The organism is Brevibacterium zhoupengii, from assembly GCF_021117425.1.
Taxonomy (GTDB): Bacteria; Actinomycetota; Actinomycetes; order Actinomycetales; family Brevibacteriaceae; genus Brevibacterium; species Brevibacterium zhoupengii.
The window spans coordinates 2,419,264-2,439,049 of sequence record NZ_CP088298.1; the positions used below are offsets into that span (position 1 = coordinate 2,419,264).

The window sequence follows — 19,786 nt, forward strand, 5'->3', positions numbered from 1 at the left end:
CATGCTCAGTACTGGGATCGGGCGTGGAACCGCTGCCCGTCGCGGGTGAGCTTGACGTCGATGCCGAAGGTCGCAGAGAGATTGTCGGCCGTCAGAGTCTCATCGATGGGGCCGGCAGCCATGTCGGTGCCTTCGGCCAGGAGCAGCACGTGGGTGATGCCCACAGGGATCTCCTCGACGTGGTGGGTGACCATGATCGTCGCCGGCGCCCACTTCGAGGACAGAATCTCCGTCAGCGCGGCCAGCAGCTCCTCTCGACCGCCCAGGTCGAGTCCGGAGGCGGGTTCGTCGAGGAGCAGCAGCTCCGGATCCGTCATCAGCGCACGGGCGATCTGCACCCGCTTGCGCTCGCCCTCGGACAGGGTGCCGAAGGTGCGATCAGCCAGGTGGGAGATGTTGAACGCGCCGAGGAGGTCCTTGGCTCGCTCAATGTCATCCGTTTCGTATTCCTCGACCCAGCGACCGGTGACCCCGTAGGCAGCAGTCAGCACGGTGTCGAGCACAGCTTCGGACAGAGGGATGCGGTTGGCCAGCGCGGTCGAGGCATAGCCGATGCGCGGACGCAGTTCGAATACGTCGACGCGCCCGAGGCGCTCTTCCAGGATTCCGACGGTACCCGTTGTCGGGTGCATTCGTCCGGCAGCCATCTCCAACAGGGTCGTCTTCCCGGCGCCGTTGGGTCCGAGAACGGCCCAATGCTCACCCTCGGAGACGGTCAGGGAGAAATCTTGGAGGAGGAAATTCGCTCCTCGGCGCACGGAAACAGAATCCAAAGTCAGGACATCACTCATATCAGCCAACTCTATCGCAGGCGCGGCGTCTATTCTGGTTCGACATGGACTTGACTACCGACTCACTGCTGCTGACCCTGGCGATGAACCATCGTCTGCACTCCAGCCTCGCCCCTGACGAGGTCAGTGCCGCCTTCCTCGACGACGATCGTGATGTCCCTCTCATCGTCGCCGACGATGTCATCGGCACCTCACCGCCGACGGGCCTGCTGCTCTTCACCGCCGAGGCGGCCGCCGCCGGAATCACGCACGCGCGCTTGGCCCTGCACCACCCGTCCCTGCCGCATACGACCCCACCGGTGGACAAGGCCGACCGCCTCAGGGTCGGTCGGCACACGGCCCCGATCGTCCTCCACGCGGGGTCTCACCAGGTGGGGGTGGTCCTCCTCGGCGCCGAGGCCAACGTCGAGGTCATCGCCTGCCGGGATACAGTCTTTCGCCCGGTCACGGTGGGAACCCCCGCCGAGGCGCTGCGCCGACTCCGTCTCCTCGTGATGGAGGGACTGAACCTCATCGAGTCGATCGAGGTTCCCACCGATTGGCGTGAGGGGCCATGGCGGGACTGGCAGGAGGAGCTGAGCACCAGCCACCCGATCTCGAGGCTCATCCCCTCCGTCGCCGATGCGCGAGCCATCTACGCCGCCCTGGACATCCATGAGCGGATGCGCACGGTGCTGGCTCCGGCCACGGTCGCACCGCCGGCCTTCGGCGACCTGCTTTCGCGTCTGCACCCCGCGGCCGCCGACTACATCATGGCTGTCGCTACGATGAAGGGGTGAATGACTCAGACTCCTCAGCTCCGATACCCGACACCGCCATCCAACTTCTCGTCATGGACGTGGATTCGACGTTCATCAACGAGGAGGTCATCGACCTCATCGCCGTCCACGCCGAGGTGGGGGCTCAGGTCGCCGACATCACGGAACGTGCCATGGCCGGCCAGTTGGACTTCGCCGCCTCCTTGGCCGAGCGCGTGGCCCTGCTCGAGGGGCTGCCGGTCTCCGTCCTCGATGAGGTGCGGGCTCAGATCACGTTGACGCAGGGTGCCCGCGAGCTGGTCGCGGCTGTCCAGTCCGGTGGCGGCGTCGTGGCCCTGGTCTCCGGTGGTTTCGCCCAGATCATTGCACCCGTCGCGGCGACGATGGGCATCACCGAGGTCTTCGCCAATGGTCTCGACTCCCACGATGGTCTGCTCACCGGAGTCACGAGCGGTCGCGTCATCGACCCCAGCGCGAAGGCCGAGATCTTCTCGCAGCTAATCCGCAAGTACGACTGTGATCAGGCCCGGACCGTGGCCGTCGGCGACGGGGCCAACGACATCGGAATGATCCAGGCCGCTGGTCTGGGTGTGGCCTTCTGCGCCAAGCCGGCGCTTGTCGCCGCCGCCGACGCCGCGGTGACGAACCGTGATCTGCGTGAGGTGCTCACCCTCATCGAGACACGCGCACAGGCGTGAACGTCATCGCGGGTGAATAGAACTCAGGCGCCTGAAACTCGTTCAGGCGCCTGAGTTCTATGTCAGCGGCTGCGTTCAGACGCCGAGGAAGACCCGCAGCTCGGGTGCGGGATAGTTCCCGGGTTCGATGTCCCAGCTCTCAAGAGTGAAGACTGCAAGCGAGGAGGGACGGAACTCATCCGGGACTCCGGATGAGCCGCTGAGGTGACCGACCACCTCGGCGACGGTGGGCTGGTGACCCACGATATAGGCGCACTGGGAATCGGCCGGGATCGAGTTGATCGCGTCGATCCAGTCCTCGACTCCCCCGTTGTAGAGGGACTCGTCCTGGCGCAGCTCGAGGCCGGAACCGGTCTCAGGTTCCCCGTTGTGCCGGTTGACGGCTTCGACCACGGCCTGCCCGGTCTGGACGGTGCGCCGGGCCGCCGAGGCGATGGCCACGTCAGGTGACCAGCGCTCGGCGATCTCGGCTCCGGCCTCAACAGCCTGAGTCAGGCCCTTGGCGTTCAACGAGCGTTCGAAGTCCGTTGGGCCCTCGGCCTCGGCCTTCGCGTGGCGGGCGAGAATGAGCACAGGCATCGTCGTGTTCTCCGGATCAGTATGGGTATCGGGTGGTCCGGTTCAGGCGCCGGTGGAGTGGAATCCGCCGTCGACGTGAACCATTTCGCCGGTGGTGGCGGGGAACCAGTCCGAGAGCAGGGCGACGATCGCCTTGCCGGCAGGGGTGGTGTCCTTCTGGTCCCAGCCCAGCGGTGCACGGTCGCCCCACATGTCTTCGAGGGTCCCGAATCCGGGGATCGAGGTGGCGGCGGTGGTCTTCAGCGGTCCGGCCGAGACGAGGTTGACGCGGACTCCGTCCTCGCCGACGTACTTCGCGAGGTAGCGAGCAGTGGACTCGAAGGCGGCCTTGGCCACGCCCATCCAGTCGTAGACCGGCCAGGAGATGGTGGCGTCGAAGGTCAGGCCGACGACACCGGCACCTTTGTTGAGGACAGGCTTCGCAGCCACGGTGATGGCCTTGAGCGAGAACGCCGAGACGTGGATCGCTGCGGACACGGAGTCCCACGGGGTGTCGAGGAACACTCCGCCGAGTGCATCCTTGGGGGCGAAGGCGATGGCGTGGACGATGCCGTCGATATTGCCTTCGAGGCGCTCAGGCAGTGCGGCCAGGTCATCCTCGTTGGTGGCATCGAGTTCGATGACCTTCGGGGTCTCGGGCAGGCGTTCGGCGATCACCTGGGTGATCTTCATCTGGCGGCCGAAGCTGGAGAGGATGACTTCGGCACCCTGCTCCTGGGCGATGCGGGCGGCTGCGAAGGCGATGGATGCCTCGGTCAGAACGCCGGTGACGAGGATGCGCTTTCCGTCAAGAATTCCCATTGTGGTCCTTTCAAACTGTTCAAACGTGGGTGAAATCGTTGTCGTCGACCGCTCTGGAGCCGACGCCCTTGGTGTGAAGTCTAGATGTTGGCGGGGCTCAGTGCCCCATCCCCAGCCCACCGTCGACGGGAATGACGGCACCGGAGATGTAGGCGGCCTCGTCCGAGGACACCCAGCGGACGACCTTTGCGACCTCGGTCGCCTCGGCGAATCGCTTCGCGGGGATCGTCGAGAGGTATTCCTTCTGCTGCTTCTCGGGCAGTTCGTCGGTCATGTCGGTGCGGATGAAGCCGGGAGCGACGACGTTGGCGGTGATGCCGCGCGAGCCGAGTTCACGGGTGACCGAGCGGGCAAAGCCGACGAGTCCGGCCTTCGAGGCCGAATAGTTCGCCTGACCGGGGACTCCGTAGAGTCCGGACACGGAGGAGATGAGCACGATGCGGCCCTTCTTCGCACGGATCATGCCGGTGATGGCGCGTTTGACGGTGCGGAAGGTGCCGGTGAGGTTGGTGTCGACGACGGCTTCGAACTCATCATCGCTCATCCGCATGAGCAGATTGTCGCGGGTGATTCCGGCGTTGGCCACAACCACCTCGACAGGGCCCAGCTTCTCCTCGATCTCCGCGAAGGCACGATCGAGTGAGTCGGTGTCGGTGACGTCGGCGGAGACGGCCAGTGCGCCTTCGGGTGCGTCACCGTTGCGGGAAGTCACGGCAACTTTGTCGCCCTGGGCGAGGAATTCCTCGGCGATGGTGCGACCGATTCCGCGGTTTCCGCCGGTCACGAGGACTATGCGTGGTTCTGACACGAATCTCTCCTGTTGGTGGACAATACAGATTGATCCATGAGGGGGATCAAACCTACCGCCACTAACCTATCGTGAACCGGCGAGCGTCGATACGACTCACACAAACGAAGAGTATGATTTTGTAGGAGAAATCGAGCGAAGAAGGATATGTCCAAGCACCCGCAGCAGATCACCACGGCAGACACTGCCCTTGATGACGACATGAAGTCGCGGATCATCAAATATTCGATCACCATGGGTATTCGCACGTTCTGCTTCGTGGCGGCCTACTTCATGTTCCGGGCGGATTGGCATGTGCTGATGTGGATCTGCGTCGGCGGCGCCGTGATCCTCCCCTACCCCGCCGTGATCTTCGCCAACGCCGGCCGGGAACGCTCCAGCAATGCTGATACAGCCCTGATCGACAATGCGCCCATGCCCGAGTTGCCGCCGGCCACCGGGGACACGATTTCCGGCGAGACGATCTCCGGTGACACGATCCCTGGGGAGACCGTTCCCGGGGAATCCGACGACACTGGCGACACTGACGGCAGCGCCCACCCCACTGACTCGACTCGAGGTGATCGTGCATGACCGAGAAGCTCCCGTGCTCGGCGAAGGGATGCCGGGCAGACGCCACGCGGGCAATCCTGTGGAACAACCCCAGACTGCACATGCCCAAACGCCGTAAGACCTGGCTGGCCTGTGACGAACATCTCGACTATCTGCGCGAATTCCTCACCCTGCGCAGCTTCTACCAGAGCGACGTCGCCATCGACGACATCCCGGAGGACGCAGGTTGATGGCACGCTATTCCTTCCTCTTCAGCACACGGTGGCTGAAATACATCGCGATGACGATCATCGTCGTCATCGCCTGCATCTTCCTCGCCCTGTGGCAGAAGGACCGTCGCGAGCAGCGTGAACATGAGATTGACACGATCAACGCGAACTATTCCGCGACTCCGGTCGACATCGACAGCATTCTGCCGTCCACCTCGGCGACACTCGACGCCGACGATGAATGGCGCCAGGTGTCGCTGACCGGGCACTACCAGACCTCCGACACCGTCTTCGCTCGCAACCGCACGGTCAATGACAAGGTCGGCTACTACGTCGTCGTTCCGTTCGAGCTCACCTCGGGTGACACGATCGCAATCGTCAGAGGCTGGATCGCGGAACCCGACGAGGTACCACCGGCCCCGTCCGGTGAGCAGACCATCAATGCCCGTCTCCAGCCGGCTCAGGACGGATCTGATGACAATAATCCCGACGGGCTGATCAAGGCCATCGATCCCGACCGCATCCCCGGCATGGACTCGGCCTACGACAACGTCTACGCCGAAGCCGTCCACACCGGCAACGGCCTGCCCGACGAGACCGGGCTGACTCCCCTTCCCGCGCCCGACCTCGATCCGGGCAATCATCTGTCCTACATGCTCCAGTGGTTCACCTTCGGCATCATGATCATCATCGCCGTGTCGATCTCGGCCAGGCGTGAGCGGCGAGCCGACGACGAGGCGGCCGAAAAGGTCACCGGTGACGTCGAGTACGAGGTGGTCGACAAGGCGGCGCTGGGTGCGGGTGCGAAGATCTCGCAGCCCGGCAACCGCTATGGCCGCAACCGTTTGAGATCAGCCAGCGTGCACGGTCGCGACGAGGCCGAAGAGGACGAGTTCATCGAGGACCGGTTCAGGCACGGCTGAGCCAGCTCAAGCCAGTGTGACGAGGTCCAGGTAGGTGTCGTTCCACAGGTCTTCATCACCATCGGGCAGCAGCAGCACACGATCGGGATCGAGTGCTGAGACGGCTCCCTCATCGTGGGTGACGAGGATGATGGCGCCCTCATAGCGGCGAATTGCCGAGAGGATCTCTTCGCGCGAGGCCGGGTCGAGGTTGTTCGTCGGCTCATCGAGGAGGAGGACGTTGGCGCTGGAGACCACGAGCGTGGCCAGAGCCAGGCGAGTCTTCTCACCACCGGAGAGCACCTTCGAGGGCTTGTGGACGTCATCGCCGGAGAACAGGAACGACCCGAGCACATTGCGCACGGCGGTGTCATCGAGGTGCGGCGAATTGCGCTTCATGTTCTCCAACACGCTGCGTTCGAGATCGAGCGTCTCGTGTTCCTGCGCGTAGTAGCCGAGCTTGAGCCCGAAGCCGGGCACGACTTCACCCGAGTCTGGTTCGTCGAGGCCGGCCAGCAGGCGCAGCAAAGTGGTCTTACCGGCACCGTTGTAGCCGAGGATGACGACGCGTGAGCCCTTGTCGATGGCCAGGTCGACGCCGGTGAACACCTCGGTCGAACCGAAGCTGCGTGAGAGTCCCTCTGCCGTCAGCGGCACGCGTCCACAGTCCGCAGGAGCCGGGAACCGCAGGTTCGCGACCTTCTCGGTACTGCGTTCGGAGTCGAGGCCGGAGAGCAGACGTTCGGCACGTTTGGCCATCTGCTGGGCGGCCACAGTCTTCGTGGCCTTGGCCATCATCTTGTTGGCCTGGGCGGTCAGCGCCGAGGCCTTCTTCTCAGCATTGGCACGCTCACGACGGCGACGACGCTCATCGTCTTCACGCTGCTTGAGGTAGAGGCGGTAGCCCATCGAGTAGATGTCGATGGTCTGGCGGGTCGCGTCGAGGAAGAACACCTTGTTGACGACTTCATCGATGAGATCGAGGTCGTGACTGATGATGATGAGCCCACCGGAGTAGCCCTTGAGGTAGTCACGCAGCCACAGCACGGACTCGGCGTCGAGGTGGTTCGTCGGCTCGTCGAGGATCATGGTGTCAGGTGCCGAGAACAGGATTCGGGCCAGTTCCACGCGGCGCCGCTGACCGCCGGAGAGGGTGCCGATCTCCTGATTGATGAGATCTTCGTCAAGGCCGAGGTTGGCCGCGATGGCGTAGGCTTCAGACTCGGCCGAATAGCCGCCTGCTGCCATGAATTCGGCTTCGATGCGCGGGTAGCGGTCGATGGCCTTCATCGAGACGTTCTCATCCGGTGAGGCCATCTGGTGCTCGGCCTTGCGCAGACGCTTGACGAGGACGTCGAGCTCGCGAGCGGAGAGGATGCGTTCCATGCCGGTGGCCTGGGGATCGCCGCTGCGGGGATCCTGCGGCAGGTAGCCCACCGACCCGGACACGGAGACACTGCCCTTCGAGGCGCTGTGGCCTCCCATGATCACCTTCGTCAGGGTGGTCTTACCAGCCCCGTTACGTCCGACGAGGCCGACACGGTCGCCCTTGTCGACGCGGAAGGAGACCTCGGACATCAGCGTACGAGCGCCGACTGTGACTTCGAGGTCGGATGCCTGAATCATTCATTCTCCAAACTGCGACCGATGATGTCGGCCAAGAATTCTTGCGGGTGGATTCCCTGAGCCTGCGCCCGGGAGACGAGTTCGTCTGCGATGTGGGTGGGGACGCGACAGGAGACCAAGGTCGTGGCCCCGGCTTCCGGAACAACGTCCGGGGTCCCTTCTGCAGCCAGATCTTCTTCGACTGCGGGCGCGGTGACCGACTCCGACGCCCCCGCGGGGACGTATCCGGGCCCGGACGGAACCGTGGTGTTCTTCTGATAGGCGGTCGCGGCGGCCCGGGCACGATCGTCGGCAGCCTCGTTCATCGCATGATTGCTGTGGCCCTTGACCCATTCGAATTCGACCTCGCGGCTCTTCAGCGCAGAGTCGAGCTGTTCGAGGAGATCCTTGTTGAGGACGTCCTTGCCGTCAGCCTTCTTCCATCCCTTGCGCTTCCAGCCGGGCATCCACTTCGTCAAGGCGTTGATGACGTACTTGGAGTCGCAGAAGACCTTGAGGTCCTCACCTGCGCCGGCAGTGGAGTTCAGCAGGTCGAGGACAGCCATGAGTTCACCGCGGTTGTTCGTCGATTCTTTCCAGCCGCCGGCATGCCAGCAGTCATCGTCGACATACCAAGCCCAGCCGGCGGGTCCGGGGTTGCCGAGGGCTGACCCGTCTGCGGCCGCGATGATCGTCAATGGTTCTCCTAGGAAAGTCGGTCTTCATTCTTTCATGCCGAGCTCGTGCCCCCGCGTTCAGGGCGGGTGATCTGCACAACCCCTGCCGACTCGGGACAGGTGCTGCGGCACTCACGAACATCGCCGAGGTGGGGGCACCGGAATCGATGCTCCCACCTCGGCGAGGTGAAGGTGCGACGTCCCCGCGAGGACGTCGATAATGACGGAACTCAGATGTTGAAGCCGAGGGCGCGCATCTGCTCGCGACCGTCGTCTGTGATCTTCTCCGGGCCCCATGGCGGCATCCAGACCCAGTTGATCCGGTAGGCCGGCACGATGCCTTCGAGGCACTGCGCCGTCTGGTCCTCGATGACGTCGGTCAGCGGGCAGGCCGCTGAGGTCAGCGTCATTTCGACGACGGCGGTTCCGTCGTCTTCGACAGAGAGGCCGTAGACGAGTCCGAGATCGACGATGTTGACGCCGAGCTCGGGGTCGACGACATCCATCATCGCTTCGCGCACCTCGTCGATGCTTGCATTCTGCGGTGCGTCTATCACTTCGGGCATTCTTACTCCTTCAGAGACGTTTGGGCTTGGTTGAGTGCGTCCTTGAACGCCACCCAGGACAGGAGCGCGCACTTGATCCTGGCCGGGAACTTCGACACTCCAGAGAACGCCGCGGCGTCGCCGAGTATTTCCTCGTCCCCTGCCATTGTCCCACGAGAGTGCATGAGTTCGTGGAATTTCGCTTCGACATCGAGCATGCCTTCGAGTGTGTTCTCCTCGGCGAGCTCGGACAGGACCGAGGCCGAGGCCATCGAGATCGAGCACCCGTCGCCGGTCCAGCGCACGACGATGCTGCCGTCGCTGCCCAACTCGGTTTCGAGTTCGATCTCGTCCCCACAGGTGGGGTTGATCTGGTGCGAGGAACCGTGCGGCCCCGTCGCGCCATCTCCAAGGAGATCAGCGTTGCCGATCCGTTCCCGCGAGTGGTCGAGGATGACCTGCTGGTAGAGCTGCTGCATCTGTGTGCTCATGGCCTGGACCTCACTGAACGCCGAAGAAGGGACGGACCTCGGCCAGAGCGGCGAGGAACCGCTCGCAGTCCTCGGTGTTGTTGTACAGGTAGGTGCTCGCCCGGGTTGTGGCGGTGACGCCGAAGCGCCGGTGCAGCGGTTGAGCACAGTGGTGACCGACCCGGACCGCGACTCCCTGGGAGTCGAGGTACTGGCCGACATCGTGGGCGTGGACGCCGTCGACGTCGAAGGCCACGGTGCCGATCCGGTCCTCTGCCGAGCCGAGCACGGTGATGCCGGGAATCTCCGCGATTCCGTCGAGGAGAACTCGGGCGAGGTCTCGCTCATGGTCGAAGATCTTGTCCAGACCCACCTCGGCGAGGTAGTTGACCGCGGTGGTGAAGGCCGCGACCTCGGCAACGGGCTGGGTTCCGGCCTCGAAGCGCTGTGGTGCGTCCATGAACTCTGAATCTTCCATGGTCACCGTGGTGATCATGGATCCGCCGGTCAGCACCGGGGGCAGTGCGTTCAGCAGCTCCGACTTGCCCCACAGGGTGCCGAGGCCCGTGGGCCCCAGCGCCTTGTGCGCGGAGAAGGCCGCGAAGTCGACATCGAGGTCAACGAAGTTCACAGGCATGTGCGGGACCGATTGGCAGGCGTCGAGGACGACGAGGGCACCGACCTCACGGGCCCGGGCGACGAGTGTGTCGACCGGGTTGATGGTGCCGAGCACATTGGAGACATGAGTGAAGGCGAAGACCTTCGTGGTCTCATCGACGATGGTGTCGAGATCGCTGAGATCGAGCTCACCGGAATCTGTGACCGGAATCCACCGGAGCGTGGCGCCAGTCGAGTGCGCCAACTGCTGCCAGGGCACGAGGTTCGCATGGTGTTCCATCTCGGTCACGACGATCGAATCGCCGGAACCGAGGCTGAAGCGCTGTGCGGACTCTCCGCCGAAGCCGTGGCTGGCTCGGTCGATGCCGAGTGCGACCACGTTGAGGGCCTCGGTGGCGTTCTTGGTCCAGCACACCTGTTCGGGTGTTCCGCCGACGAGGTTGGCGACGGCTTCGCGGCCGGCCTCGAACGCGTCAGTGGCCATCACCGCGAGCGAATGCGCCCCGCGATGGACCGCGGCGTTGCGCTGCGAGTAGTACTCGGTGAATGTGTCGATGACACACTGCGGCTTCTGTGAAGTCGCGCCCGAGTCAAGGTAGCTCAGAGGCGACTCCCCGACCCTGGTGTCCAGGATCGGGAAGTCGTTCCGAAGACGAGAGAACATCAGGCCGGTGCTTGCAGGAAGCGGTCGTAACCTTCGTTCTCGAGGCGTTCGGCCAGTTCTGGTCCGCCCTCTTCTGCGACCTTGCCCTTGATGATCACGTGCACGTGATCGGGCTTGACGTAGCTGAGGATACGCGTGTAGTGCGTGATGAGGAGAACGCCGACATCGGTCGTCTCGCGCACCCGGTTGATGCCCTCGGACACGATGCGCAGGGCATCGACGTCGAGGCCGGAGTCGGTCTCGTCGAGGACCGAGAACTTGGGCTTGAGCATCTCCATCTGGAGGATCTCGTGGCGCTTCTTCTCGCCGCCGGAGAATCCTTCGTTGACGTTGCGGCTGGCGAACTCGGGATCCACGCGGAGGTTCTCCATCGCGGACTTGAGGTCCTTGGTCCAGTGACGCAGCTTCGGAGCTTCGCCGTCGATCGCGGTCTTGGCCGAACGCAGGAAGTTCGTCACGGTCACGCCGGGAACCTCAACCGGGTACTGCATGGCCAGGAACACGCCTGCCTTGGCCCGCTCGTCGACGGACATCGCGAGGACGTCTTCACCGTCGAGGGTCACGGTGCCCGAGGTCACCTGGTACTTCGGGTGACCGGCCAGGGAGTAGGCCAGGGTCGACTTGCCGGAGCCGTTGGGGCCCATGATGGCGTGGGTCTCGTTGGAGTTGATCTCCAGGTTGATGCCGTTGAGGATCGGCTTGGGACCGGTTTCGGTGTTGACGCTGACGTGCAGGTCAGTGATTTTCAGAGTGGACATGTCAATCCTTTTCAGTTCAGATAAGCGTGGTGATCAGTTGAGCGTGCTGGTCAATTGAGCACTGTGCTCGGGTCAATCAGGATGCGGCCGGCGATCTCCTTGCAGTCATAGACTGCGATCGGTTCGAAGGCCGGTGGACTCAACGGCTTGCCGGAGGTGAGGTCGAACTGGGAGCCGTGCAACCAGCATTCGATGGCGCATCCTTCCACTTCGCCCTCGGCCAGCGACACTTCGCCGTGAGTGCAGAGATCGTCGACGGCGTGGATCGTGCCATCGGAGTCACGGGCGATGCAGATCTCGAAGTTGTCGATTTCGATGCGCATCGTCGCCCCCGCGGCCACCTCGTCGGCGGCCGCAACGTCGAGCATGGTCACAGAACGCTCCGGGAGAGTTCTTCCTCGATTCGCTCGTTGAGGACCTCTTCGATCTCGGGGACCTGGATCTTCTGGATCACTTCGTTGAAGAATCCGCGGACTACGAGCTGACGGGCGACGTCCTCGGGGATGCCGCGGCTCATCAGGTAGAACAGGTGCTCCTCATCGAAGCGTCCGGTCGAAGACGCGTGTCCTGCACCGGCGATGTCTCCGGTCTCGATCTCGAGGTTCGGCACCGAGTCCGCACGCGCACCATCGGAGAGGATGAGGTTGCGGTTGAGCTCGTAGGTGTCGATGTCGAGGGCTTCGGGGCGGATGAGCACGTCGCCGATCCAGACGCTGCGTGCGTCCTTGCCCTGAAGAGCGCCCTTGTAGTGGACGTTCGACGTGGCCTTCGGCGTGTTGTGGTCGATGTAGGTGCGGTGCTCGAAGTGCTGCCCGGCATCGGCGAAGTAGAGACCGAGCAGTTCGGCCTCTCCCCCGGCTGCGGAGTAGCGCACGTTCGTGTTCAGTCGCACGATGTCTCCACCGAGGCTGATGGCGATGTGCTTGAGCTTCGCATCCTTGCCCACGATCGCGTCGTGCTGGCCCAGGTGCTGTGAGGCGTCGTCCCAGAGCTGCAGGGACACGAAGGTCACGTCGGCGCCGTCTCCGATCACGAGGGAGACGAGCTCGGAATGCCGGGCCAGTCCTTCGTGCTCGATGACGACGGTCGCCTTCGCGTTCGCGCCGACAGAGACGACGACGTGTCCGTGGGAGATGTCGTCGCCGTTTCCGTCAGCGTGGATGATGGCGGCACCGGTCAGTTCGGTGTTGGCCGGAACCGAGTAGTGGGTCACGGTCGAGGCGCGGTTGGCGGCCACGGCTGCGGCCCGGTCCTCGGGTTCGAGGATGCCCAGTTCCTGAGCGGCCTCGAGCGAGATCTCCTCGACGGAGATGCCCTCGGGCAGGTCGCCCTTCGTGGTCAGCGTCGACTCGGAGGCAACATCGGTGAAGAAATCACTGAGCTTGCGCACCGGGGAGAAGCGCCATTCCTCTTCGCGTCCGTGTGGGACGGGGAAGTCGGCGACATCGAAGCTGCGTGTGCGTGCGTCCCGCTTGGAATCGGGAACCTGGACGCCGGCGCCATGAGAGTGCTCATCAAGGCCCAGCGGATTGGTGGTATCAGTCACTTAAAACTCCTTTAGCAGACGGTGGCAGGCTGACTCAGCCCACGCCACCTTCCATCTGGATTTCGATGAGGCGGTTGAGCTCGAGGGCGTATTCCATCGGCAGCTCGCGAGCGATCGGTTCGACGAACCCGCGCACGATCATCGCCATTGCCTCGGTCTCTTCCATGCCGCGGCTCATGAGGTAGAAGAGCTGATCCTCACTGACCTTGGACACGGTGGCCTCGTGACCCAGAGTCACATCGTCCTCGCGGATGTCGATGTAGGGGTACGTGTCCGACCGGGAGATGTTGTCGACCAGAAGTGCGTCACAGAGGACGTTGTTCGACGAGCCCTTGGCTCCGGGATTCACGTGGACGAGTCCACGGTAGCCGGAACGTCCGCCGCCACGGGCCACGGACTTCGACACGATCGAGGAGTGGGTGTTCGGAGCGGCGTGGACCATCTTCGCACCGGTGTCCTGGTGCTGGCCCTCACCAGCGAATGCCACGGACAGGGTCTCTCCCCTGGCGTGCTCACCGGTGAGCCAGATGGCCGGGTACTTCATGGTGACCTTGGAGCCGATGTTGCCGTCGACCCATTCCATGGAAGCGCCCTCTTCGGCGATGGCACGCTTGGTGACGAGGTTGTAGACGTTGTTCGACCAGTTCTGGATGGTCGTGTAACGGACCTTGGCATCCTTCTTGGCCACGATCTCGACGACTGCCGAGTGCAGGGAGTCGGTCTTGTAGATCGGTGCTGTACAGCCCTCGACGTAGTGCACCGACGAGCCTTCGTCGGCGATGATGAGGGTGCGCTCGAACTGGCCCATGTTCTCGGTGTTGATGCGGAAGTAGGCCTGCAGCGGGATCTCGACGTGGACGCCTTTGGGGACGTAGACGAAGGAGCCGCCGGACCAGACCGCGGTGTTCAGCGCTGAGAACTTGTTGTCACCGGAGGGAATGATCGAACCGAAGTACTCTTCGAAGATCTCCGGGTACTCGCGCAGACCGGTGTCGGTGTCCATGAAGATGACGCCCTGCTTCTCGAGCTCTTCATTGATCTGGTGGTAGACGACCTCAGACTCGTACTGAGCGGCGACACCGGCGACGAGGCGCTGCTTCTCCGCCTCGGGGATGCCGAGTTTGTCATAGGTGTTGCGGATGTCCTCGGGCAGGTCCTCCCAGGACGTGGCCTGGCCCTCGGTGGAGCGGACGAAGTACTTGATGTCGTCGAAGTGGATTCCCGTGAGGTCTGCACCCCAGCTGGGCATCGGCTTCTTCTCGAACAGCTTCAGCGCCTTGAGTCGGCGCTGCAGCATCCAGTCCGGCTCGTCCTTCAACTTCGAGATGTTGCGGACGACTTCTTCCGAGAGTCCGCGCGCGGCGAACTCGCCGGCGTCGTTTCCGTCGTGCCAACCGTATGCGTACTGCCCGAGGTCTTTGAGCTCGGGATTCGCATCGATGATCCGATTGCCTGTGTCAGTCATCGTGAACCTCCTTGAGGTCGATCATTGCTGTGGATGAGTGGTCTGGTGAGTTCCGAGGTCGGAATATGGGTGGTGCAGACGTGGTCGCCGTGGGCCAACGAGGACAGACGGCGGACATCGACGCCCAGGTAGTCCGAGAACATGGCGAGCTCTGCTTCGCAGATCTCGGGGAACTCGGAGGCGACTGCCTGGATCGGACAGTGTCCTTGGCACAGCTGCATCGCTTCGAGAGGGGTTCCGGCTGCCACCGGTGTCGCCGAGGCGGCGTAGCCCTCCTTGGTCAATGCCGCAGCCAGGCCCCGGGAGCGGGAAGCCACTGTGGTGCCTCCCCGTCGGTCCAGTTCCCCGCCAAGGTTGTCGCGGAGTTTCGCGACCAGATCCTCGGTGAATTCCTCTACGGCTTCGGGACCGACTCGGTCCTTCATGAACCGCAGGATATCGACTGCCAGCTGGTCATATGAGTGGGTGACGGACCCGTGTCCACGCGAGGTGACCACGTAATGTCTGGCCGGTCTTCCACGGACTGCCTGCTTGCCGGCGAGTTCGCGAACCTCGATGAGGCCCTCGCTCTCCAGCGCATCCATATGACGACGAATCGCCGCCGGAGTCAGGTCAAGGCTTTTCGCCAACGCCGAGGCAGTGATCGGCCCTTCATCGAGCACCGATCGAAATACCTTCTCTCTGGTACGGCGATCTTCTGTGTCGTTCGCAGCCATTCTCCACCTCCTTGACTAACACAACACTATTGTTGCGTAATTTGTTTCGTAAAACTAGGTGAGCCTAACTACGGGGCGATTCGACGCGTCGTAGAATGGTGTGGTGTCAGAATCGGCCCTCACCATTCGTGGTCTCCACTACTCGTACGGCGCACACCACGTCGTCGATGGGATCGACCTCGATGCCACCACCGGATCCATCCTCGGTGTGCTCGGCCCCAATGGTGCTGGCAAGTCGACGACGATCTCTCTGGCAGTGGGCACGAGGCCTCCAGATGCCGGTGAGATCGAGATCTTCGGGCTCGACCCCTACCGCCGGCACGAACAGACATCCCTGCTGGCCGGTGTCATGCTCCAGGACGGCGGCCTGCCGATGAGCGCCAAGCCTCTCCAGGTTCTGCGCCACCTGGCCTCGCTGTATCCCAATCCGCTGACCATCGACGAACTCGCCGAGCCGCTGGGCATCCACGAGTTCGCCTCACGCACGATCCGTCGGCTCTCCGGGGGTCAGAAGCAGCGCGTGGCTCTGGCCGCCGCGCTCATCGGCCGACCGCGGCTGGTCTTCCTCGATGAACCCTGCGCCGGTCTCGATCCGCAGGCGCGAGCGGTCGTCCACGATTTCATCCGTGAGCTCGCAGCCGCCTCGGTGGCGGTGGTCCTGACGACCCATGACCTCGCCGAGGCCGAAGAGCTTGCCGATGAAGTCGTCGTCATCGATCGGGGACGCATCATCGCCCAGGGTGCACCCGAGGACCTGCGCAACGCCTCCCCCGCCGGCCGCCGACTCGTCATCACCGTCGACCGGCCGCTGAACCAAACACACCGTGAACTCAGCACCACGATGAGCACCATCGCCCCCACCTCGGCGGTGGGATCGGGCTTCGTCATCGACGGAGACCTGAGCAGTGCCCAGATCGCTGCCCTATGCACGGCCGTCGCCGAGGCGGGACTGGCGATCACGGACATCGACATGCACTCGCAGTTGCTGGCCGACGTGTTCTTCGAACTCACGGGCAGGCCGCTGCGATGAACCAGATCCCCGCGACAACTCAGATGCCTCGCATGAGAACGAAGCGCGTCATTGCCCAGACGAAATTCGAGACCATCTCGGTGCTGCGCAACGGCGAACAGCTGCTGCTCTCCCTCATCCTGCCTCTGGGGATGCTCGTCTTCCTTGCGAAGACCCCGCTCCTGGAGGCCCTTGGCCTTGTCTCGGAGGGCACCGACCCGCTCACCGTGGCAATTCCCGGTGCGCTGAGCCTCTGCCTGGCGTCGACCGCGTTCACCGGTCAGGCGATCGCCACAGCCTTCGACCGACGCTATGGGGTCCTGCGCCAGTTGGCGACGACGCCGCTGGGTGCGAACGGGCTCATCCTCGGCAAACTCGGCGCCGTCATCACCGTCGTCATCATCCAGTTCATACTTGCCTTCGCCATCGCGCTGGGGCTGGGCTTCGACGGCCCCGTCAACGCCTTCGCACTGATCCTGACCACGCTGCTTGGCACCGCAGCACTCCTGTCCTTAGGCTTGCTGATGGCAGGAACTGTGCGCGCTGAGGCCACTCTGGCCGGCGCCAACCTGATCTGGGTGCTCATGGCCGGCGTGGGCGGACTCGTCATCGCACATCCCGGAGAATGGGGCACCGTGGTCGGCTATCTGCCCTCCGGTGCCCTCGGCGATGCCATGCGTGCGGCCGTCGGCGGAGCTGGCTTCGATGTCAAGGCACTGATCGTGCTCCTCGTGTGGGGGCTGTTGGGAACGTTTGCGGCACGCAGGTGGTTCCGATTCGAATGAGGAGAGAAATGGTCACAAAGAAGATCCGCGTCGCTGCCTGGGTCATGCTCATCGCACAGGCTGGCATCATCTTCAGCGGTGGCATCGTCAGGCTCACCGGGTCTGGCCTCGGCTGCACGGATTGGCCCAAATGCACCCCGGACTCCCTGGTGACGACACCGGAGATGGGCATCCACGGCCTCATCGAATTCGGCAATCGCACGCTGGCGGTGGTTCTCGCCATGATCGGCGTCGTCATCTTCCTCATGCTCTGGAAGTCACGGAAGCAGCGTCCGGACCTGTTCTGGCTCAACCTCGGGCTGCTGGCCATCGTGCCCGTCCAAGCCATCGTCGGCGGGATCACCGTGTGGACGAAGCTCAACCCCTGGGTTGTGGCCGGCCACTTCGTCCCCTCCGCCATTGCTGTGGGAGTCGCAGCCTACTTCGTGCGCCGCACCTACGATACGGGCATCCGCACCGGTGAGAAGGCGCCTTCTCCGCTGCCTGCACTGGGCTGGACCATCCTCGTCCTCACCGCGATCGTCGTCTTCTTCGGCGTTCTGACCACCGGCGCCGGCCCGCACTCGGGCTCAACCATGTCGACGCGCAACGGTCTCGACAACGTCTGGATCACCCGTGCGCACGCCTTCCCTGTCTGGCTCATGGTCATCGCCACGATCGTAGCCCTCTACATCGCCGTCAAGCGGCACAGTGTCATGGTCAAACCCCTTATCGTGCTCCTCATCATCGAACTCGCACAAGGCCTCATCGGCTACGTCCAGTACTTCACCGGTGTGCCGATCGTCCTCGTGGCATTACATATGATCGGACTCTCGGCTACGATCGCTGCAAGCGTTGCCGTCCTGGACAGCGCGTACTCGAGGAGCACTCATGCCCACACCGATCGTTCCCAGCCTGTGGTTCACTGATCGCGCCGAGGAGGCGATGGAGTTCTACTGCTCCATCTTCCCGAACTCGCACATCGTCTCCATCGAACGCTATCCCGATGAGTCGTTGGATCCCCATTACGAGGGAATGAGCGGGAAGGTCATCACCGGGGTCTTCGTCCTCGACGGGACCCGCTTCATCTGCCTCGACGGCGGCCCCATGTTCCGGTTCAACGAAGCGATCTCCTTGACCGTCGAATGCGCTGATCAGGCCGAGATCGACCATTTCTGGACGTCTCTGTCCGCTGTCCCCGAGTCCGAGCAGTGCGGTTGGCTCAAGGACAAATACGGACTGAGCTGGCAGATCGTTCCCGCGAATCTGGGCGAACTGATGACCGGGGATGCTCAGATCAAGGCGCTCATGGGAATGAAGAAGATCGTCATCGAGGACCTCATCAACGCCGGGTGATTGCGCAGCGCCGGCTGGGGCGGCTTCTGTCGCGCATCACAAGCCCGAAATTGTGTAGCTGCGCTCAATATCGGCCGTCGCATGGCCCCACTCGCTCGCTTGAACACGTGCTTGGTGGAGATCGTAGGAACGGGCGTCCTTGAAACATTCGGTGACATCCCAGATCCATGGGTCATCACTCTGCTCCACAGCAAAGGAGACGCATCCCGGTTCGGCAAGCGTCAATTCGATGTGTCGAGGCAGCAGCTCCACAACGGCTGCGTTCTCCTCATCCGATCGGCATATCAGCTGACCGGTCAGAATAATGCTGTTCACAAGGGCAAGCCTGTCACAGACCGGGGATGACCCACCGATCAAAAAGGTGAAGATCTACCAGAAGCCGGGCAGGACGAACGGATCGATTGCGACTGCGAGGAAGAGCAGCGACAGGTAGGTGATCGAACCATGGAAGACCTTCATCGCCTTCAGCGACGTTCCGCTCTTGCCCTTCTTTGCCCGAGAGACGAGGGCGTAGCAGGAGAACAGGAACCAGGCGCCGGCGAGAACAGCCACGGCCGTGTAGACGGGCCCCATGGGGGCAAGCGGGATGAGCGCCAGTGAGCACAGCACCATGGCCCAGGTGTAGGCGATCATCTGGCGACCGACGTTCGTCGGCGGCACCTTCGAGGGCAGCATCGGAACGTCTGCGGCGTCGTAGTCGGCCTTGTACTTGATCGCCAGCGGCCAGTAGTGCGGCGGCGTCCAGAAGAAGACGACGAGGAAGAGCAGGAGCGCCTCCCAGGACAGACCGCCGGTGACAGCGGACCAACCGATGAGGACGGGCATGCATCCTGCAGCGCCGCCCCAGACGATGTTCTGTGTGGTGCGACGTTTGAGGATCAGCGTGTAGAAGACCGCGTAGAGCAGAATCGCGGAGGCGGTGAGCCCAGCGGTCACCCAGTTCGTGGTGCCGCCGAGCCAGAAGATCGATCCCAGCCCCAGGGCGAAGGCGAAGATGAGTGCGGCCCGTGGCGTGATCTCACCAGTCACCAGCGGACGGTGCTTGGTCCGTTCCATCTTCGCGTCGATGTCACGATCGACATAGCAGTTGAACACCGACGCGGAGGCGGCTGCTGCCGCGCCGCCGATAAGAGTGTTGATGACCAGCCAGATATTCGGCATCCCCTGTGCGGCGAGGAACATCACCGGAGCGGTGGTCACCAGCAGGAGTTCGATCACTCGAGGCTTGGTCAGTGCGATGTAGGCACTGATGATCGAGCGGGGACGTTTTGAGAGTCGCTCCTCATCGATTGCCCTCTGCAGAGGGCGTTCACTCTGCGTGTCCTGGTTCTGACGAAGTTCACTCACGCACTCGATTCTACCCTCTGTCGAATATTTTGCCAGTTGGGCGAGGATGCGTTTCGGAGTCCGATTCTGGACCAGATCCCAGTCACGGATCCAGACGACGAGGTCCCCCGTCGCGAACAGGCACCACTACCCCGCAGCCGAAGACCAC

The 19,786-nt window shown here is 63.3% G+C and carries 25 protein-coding genes; 9 read left to right on the forward strand and 16 right to left on the reverse strand.

All coding sequences use genetic code 11. From position 1 onward, the window contains the following. Window positions 1–5: 5 nt before the first annotated feature. A complete protein-coding gene (locus LQ788_RS11080) occupies window positions 6–791 on the reverse strand; it encodes an ABC transporter ATP-binding protein (RefSeq protein ID WP_231440966.1) in 786 nt (261 codons plus the stop codon). 44 nt (window positions 792–835) lie between these two features. Between LQ788_RS11080 and LQ788_RS11085 the strand changes: the two genes are divergently transcribed. Both LQ788_RS11085 and serB read left to right on the forward strand, forming a co-directional pair. Next, window positions 836–1,570 carry a hypothetical protein gene (locus tag LQ788_RS11085; RefSeq protein WP_231440968.1) on the forward strand — a complete coding sequence of 245 codons (735 nt, stop codon included), beginning with the start codon at window positions 836–838 and terminating at the stop codon, window positions 1,568–1,570. Further along, on the forward strand, window positions 1,567–2,247 hold the full coding sequence (serB, locus tag LQ788_RS11090; protein WP_231440970.1) for a phosphoserine phosphatase SerB: 681 nt from the start codon (window positions 1,567–1,569) through the stop codon (window positions 2,245–2,247). The genes LQ788_RS11085 and serB overlap by 4 nt, the downstream gene beginning before the upstream one ends. 75 nt (window positions 2,248–2,322) lie before the next feature. On the opposite strand, the gene LQ788_RS11095 is transcribed toward serB, so the two are convergent. The 3 genes from LQ788_RS11095 to LQ788_RS11105 all read right to left on the reverse strand — a co-directional run bounded on the left by LQ788_RS11095 (window position 2,323) and on the right by LQ788_RS11105 (window position 4,435). Beyond that, window positions 2,323–2,826 (reverse strand): SixA phosphatase family protein, encoded by a 504-nt coding sequence (locus LQ788_RS11095; RefSeq protein ID WP_231440972.1) that lies wholly within the window; start codon window positions 2,824–2,826, stop codon window positions 2,323–2,325. A gap of 42 nt (window positions 2,827–2,868) precedes the next feature. After that, window positions 2,869–3,627, reverse strand: coding sequence for an enoyl-ACP reductase FabI (fabI, locus tag LQ788_RS11100; RefSeq protein ID WP_231440974.1), 759 nt, complete (start codon window positions 3,625–3,627; stop codon window positions 2,869–2,871). A 97-nt stretch (window positions 3,628–3,724) separates the two neighbouring features. Then, on the reverse strand, window positions 3,725–4,435 hold the full coding sequence (locus LQ788_RS11105; protein WP_231440976.1) for a beta-ketoacyl-ACP reductase: 711 nt from the start codon (window positions 4,433–4,435) through the stop codon (window positions 3,725–3,727). Window positions 4,436–4,582: 147 nt separating this feature from the next. On the opposite strand from LQ788_RS11105, the gene LQ788_RS11110 reads away from it, so the two are divergent. Genes LQ788_RS11110 through LQ788_RS11120 form a run of 3 tightly spaced genes read left to right on the forward strand, consistent with a single transcriptional unit; the run spans window position 4,583 to window position 6,119 of the window. Further along, a complete protein-coding gene (locus LQ788_RS11110; protein WP_231440978.1) occupies window positions 4,583–5,008 on the forward strand; it encodes a DUF3099 domain-containing protein in 426 nt (141 codons plus the stop codon). After that, window positions 5,005–5,217: a hypothetical protein gene (locus LQ788_RS11115; RefSeq protein ID WP_009881349.1), complete on the forward strand. Its 213-nt coding sequence runs from the start codon at window positions 5,005–5,007 to the stop codon at window positions 5,215–5,217. The genes LQ788_RS11110 and LQ788_RS11115 overlap by 4 nt, the downstream gene beginning before the upstream one ends. Next, window positions 5,217–6,119, forward strand: a complete 903-nt coding sequence (locus tag LQ788_RS11120; RefSeq protein WP_231440980.1) for an SURF1 family cytochrome oxidase biogenesis protein — start codon at window positions 5,217–5,219, stop codon at window positions 6,117–6,119. The genes LQ788_RS11115 and LQ788_RS11120 overlap by 1 nt, the downstream gene beginning before the upstream one ends. Before the next feature lie 6 nt (window positions 6,120–6,125). Here the strand turns inward: LQ788_RS11120 and LQ788_RS11125 are convergent, their stop codons facing one another. From LQ788_RS11125 to LQ788_RS11170, 10 genes are all read right to left on the reverse strand, one after another. Beyond that, window positions 6,126–7,724 carry an ABC-F family ATP-binding cassette domain-containing protein gene (locus LQ788_RS11125; protein ID WP_231440982.1) on the reverse strand — a complete coding sequence of 533 codons (1,599 nt, stop codon included), beginning with the start codon at window positions 7,722–7,724 and terminating at the stop codon, window positions 6,126–6,128. Then, a complete protein-coding gene (locus LQ788_RS11130) occupies window positions 7,721–8,401 on the reverse strand; it encodes a ribonuclease H family protein (protein ID WP_231440984.1) in 681 nt (226 codons plus the stop codon). The genes LQ788_RS11125 and LQ788_RS11130 overlap by 4 nt, the downstream gene beginning before the upstream one ends. 209 nt (window positions 8,402–8,610) lie before the next feature. Next, on the reverse strand, window positions 8,611–8,946 hold the full coding sequence (locus LQ788_RS11135) for a metal-sulfur cluster assembly factor (RefSeq protein WP_009881355.1): 336 nt from the start codon (window positions 8,944–8,946) through the stop codon (window positions 8,611–8,613). Window positions 8,947–8,948: 2 nt separating this feature from the next. Next, window positions 8,949–9,416: a Fe-S cluster assembly sulfur transfer protein SufU gene (gene sufU, locus LQ788_RS11140; RefSeq protein ID WP_231440986.1), complete on the reverse strand. Its 468-nt coding sequence runs from the start codon at window positions 9,414–9,416 to the stop codon at window positions 8,949–8,951. Window positions 9,417–9,426: 10 nt separating this feature from the next. Further along, window positions 9,427–10,677: a SufS family cysteine desulfurase gene (locus tag LQ788_RS11145; protein WP_231440989.1), complete on the reverse strand. Its 1,251-nt coding sequence runs from the start codon at window positions 10,675–10,677 to the stop codon at window positions 9,427–9,429. Then, a complete protein-coding gene (sufC, locus tag LQ788_RS11150) occupies window positions 10,677–11,435 on the reverse strand; it encodes a Fe-S cluster assembly ATPase SufC (RefSeq protein WP_009881358.1) in 759 nt (252 codons plus the stop codon). Before sufC ends, LQ788_RS11145 begins: the two co-directional genes overlap by 1 nt. Before the next feature lie 50 nt (window positions 11,436–11,485). Beyond that, a complete protein-coding gene (locus tag LQ788_RS11155; RefSeq protein ID WP_231440990.1) occupies window positions 11,486–11,809 on the reverse strand; it encodes a non-heme iron oxygenase ferredoxin subunit in 324 nt (107 codons plus the stop codon). Beyond that, entirely contained in the window at window positions 11,806–12,981 is a 1,176-nt protein-coding gene (sufD, locus tag LQ788_RS11160) for a Fe-S cluster assembly protein SufD (RefSeq protein WP_231440992.1), read from the reverse strand. Before sufD ends, LQ788_RS11155 begins: the two co-directional genes overlap by 4 nt. Before the next feature lie 34 nt (window positions 12,982–13,015). Then, window positions 13,016–14,446 (reverse strand): Fe-S cluster assembly protein SufB, encoded by a 1,431-nt coding sequence (sufB, locus tag LQ788_RS11165; protein WP_009881361.1) that lies wholly within the window; start codon window positions 14,444–14,446, stop codon window positions 13,016–13,018. Continuing rightward, on the reverse strand, window positions 14,443–15,162 hold the full coding sequence (locus LQ788_RS11170; RefSeq protein WP_231440994.1) for a helix-turn-helix transcriptional regulator: 720 nt from the start codon (window positions 15,160–15,162) through the stop codon (window positions 14,443–14,445). Before LQ788_RS11170 ends, sufB begins: the two co-directional genes overlap by 4 nt. A 103-nt stretch (window positions 15,163–15,265) precedes the next feature. Between LQ788_RS11170 and LQ788_RS11175 the strand changes: the two genes are divergently transcribed. Genes LQ788_RS11175 through LQ788_RS11190 form a run of 4 tightly spaced genes read left to right on the forward strand, consistent with a single transcriptional unit; the run spans window position 15,266 to window position 18,291 of the window. Then, window positions 15,266–16,192, forward strand: coding sequence for an ABC transporter ATP-binding protein (locus LQ788_RS11175; protein ID WP_231440996.1), 927 nt, complete (start codon window positions 15,266–15,268; stop codon window positions 16,190–16,192). Between the two features lie 32 nt (window positions 16,193–16,224). Further along, complete coding sequence (locus LQ788_RS11180) at window positions 16,225–16,956, forward strand: ABC transporter permease (protein ID WP_231440998.1); 732 nt, start codon at window positions 16,225–16,227, stop codon at window positions 16,954–16,956. Between the two features lie 8 nt (window positions 16,957–16,964). Next, complete coding sequence (locus LQ788_RS11185) at window positions 16,965–17,864, forward strand: COX15/CtaA family protein (protein ID WP_231441000.1); 900 nt, start codon at window positions 16,965–16,967, stop codon at window positions 17,862–17,864. Next, window positions 17,827–18,291, forward strand: coding sequence for a VOC family protein (locus tag LQ788_RS11190; protein WP_231441001.1), 465 nt, complete (start codon window positions 17,827–17,829; stop codon window positions 18,289–18,291). The genes LQ788_RS11185 and LQ788_RS11190 overlap by 38 nt, the downstream gene beginning before the upstream one ends. Window positions 18,292–18,327: 36 nt before the next feature. On the opposite strand, the gene LQ788_RS11195 is transcribed toward LQ788_RS11190, so the two are convergent. Continuing rightward, entirely contained in the window at window positions 18,328–18,606 is a 279-nt protein-coding gene (locus LQ788_RS11195) for a putative quinol monooxygenase (RefSeq protein ID WP_231441002.1), read from the reverse strand. A 54-nt stretch (window positions 18,607–18,660) separates the two neighbouring features. Further along, window positions 18,661–19,638, reverse strand: coding sequence for a heme o synthase (locus LQ788_RS11200; protein ID WP_231441003.1), 978 nt, complete (start codon window positions 19,636–19,638; stop codon window positions 18,661–18,663). Window positions 19,639–19,786 lie beyond the last annotated feature (148 nt).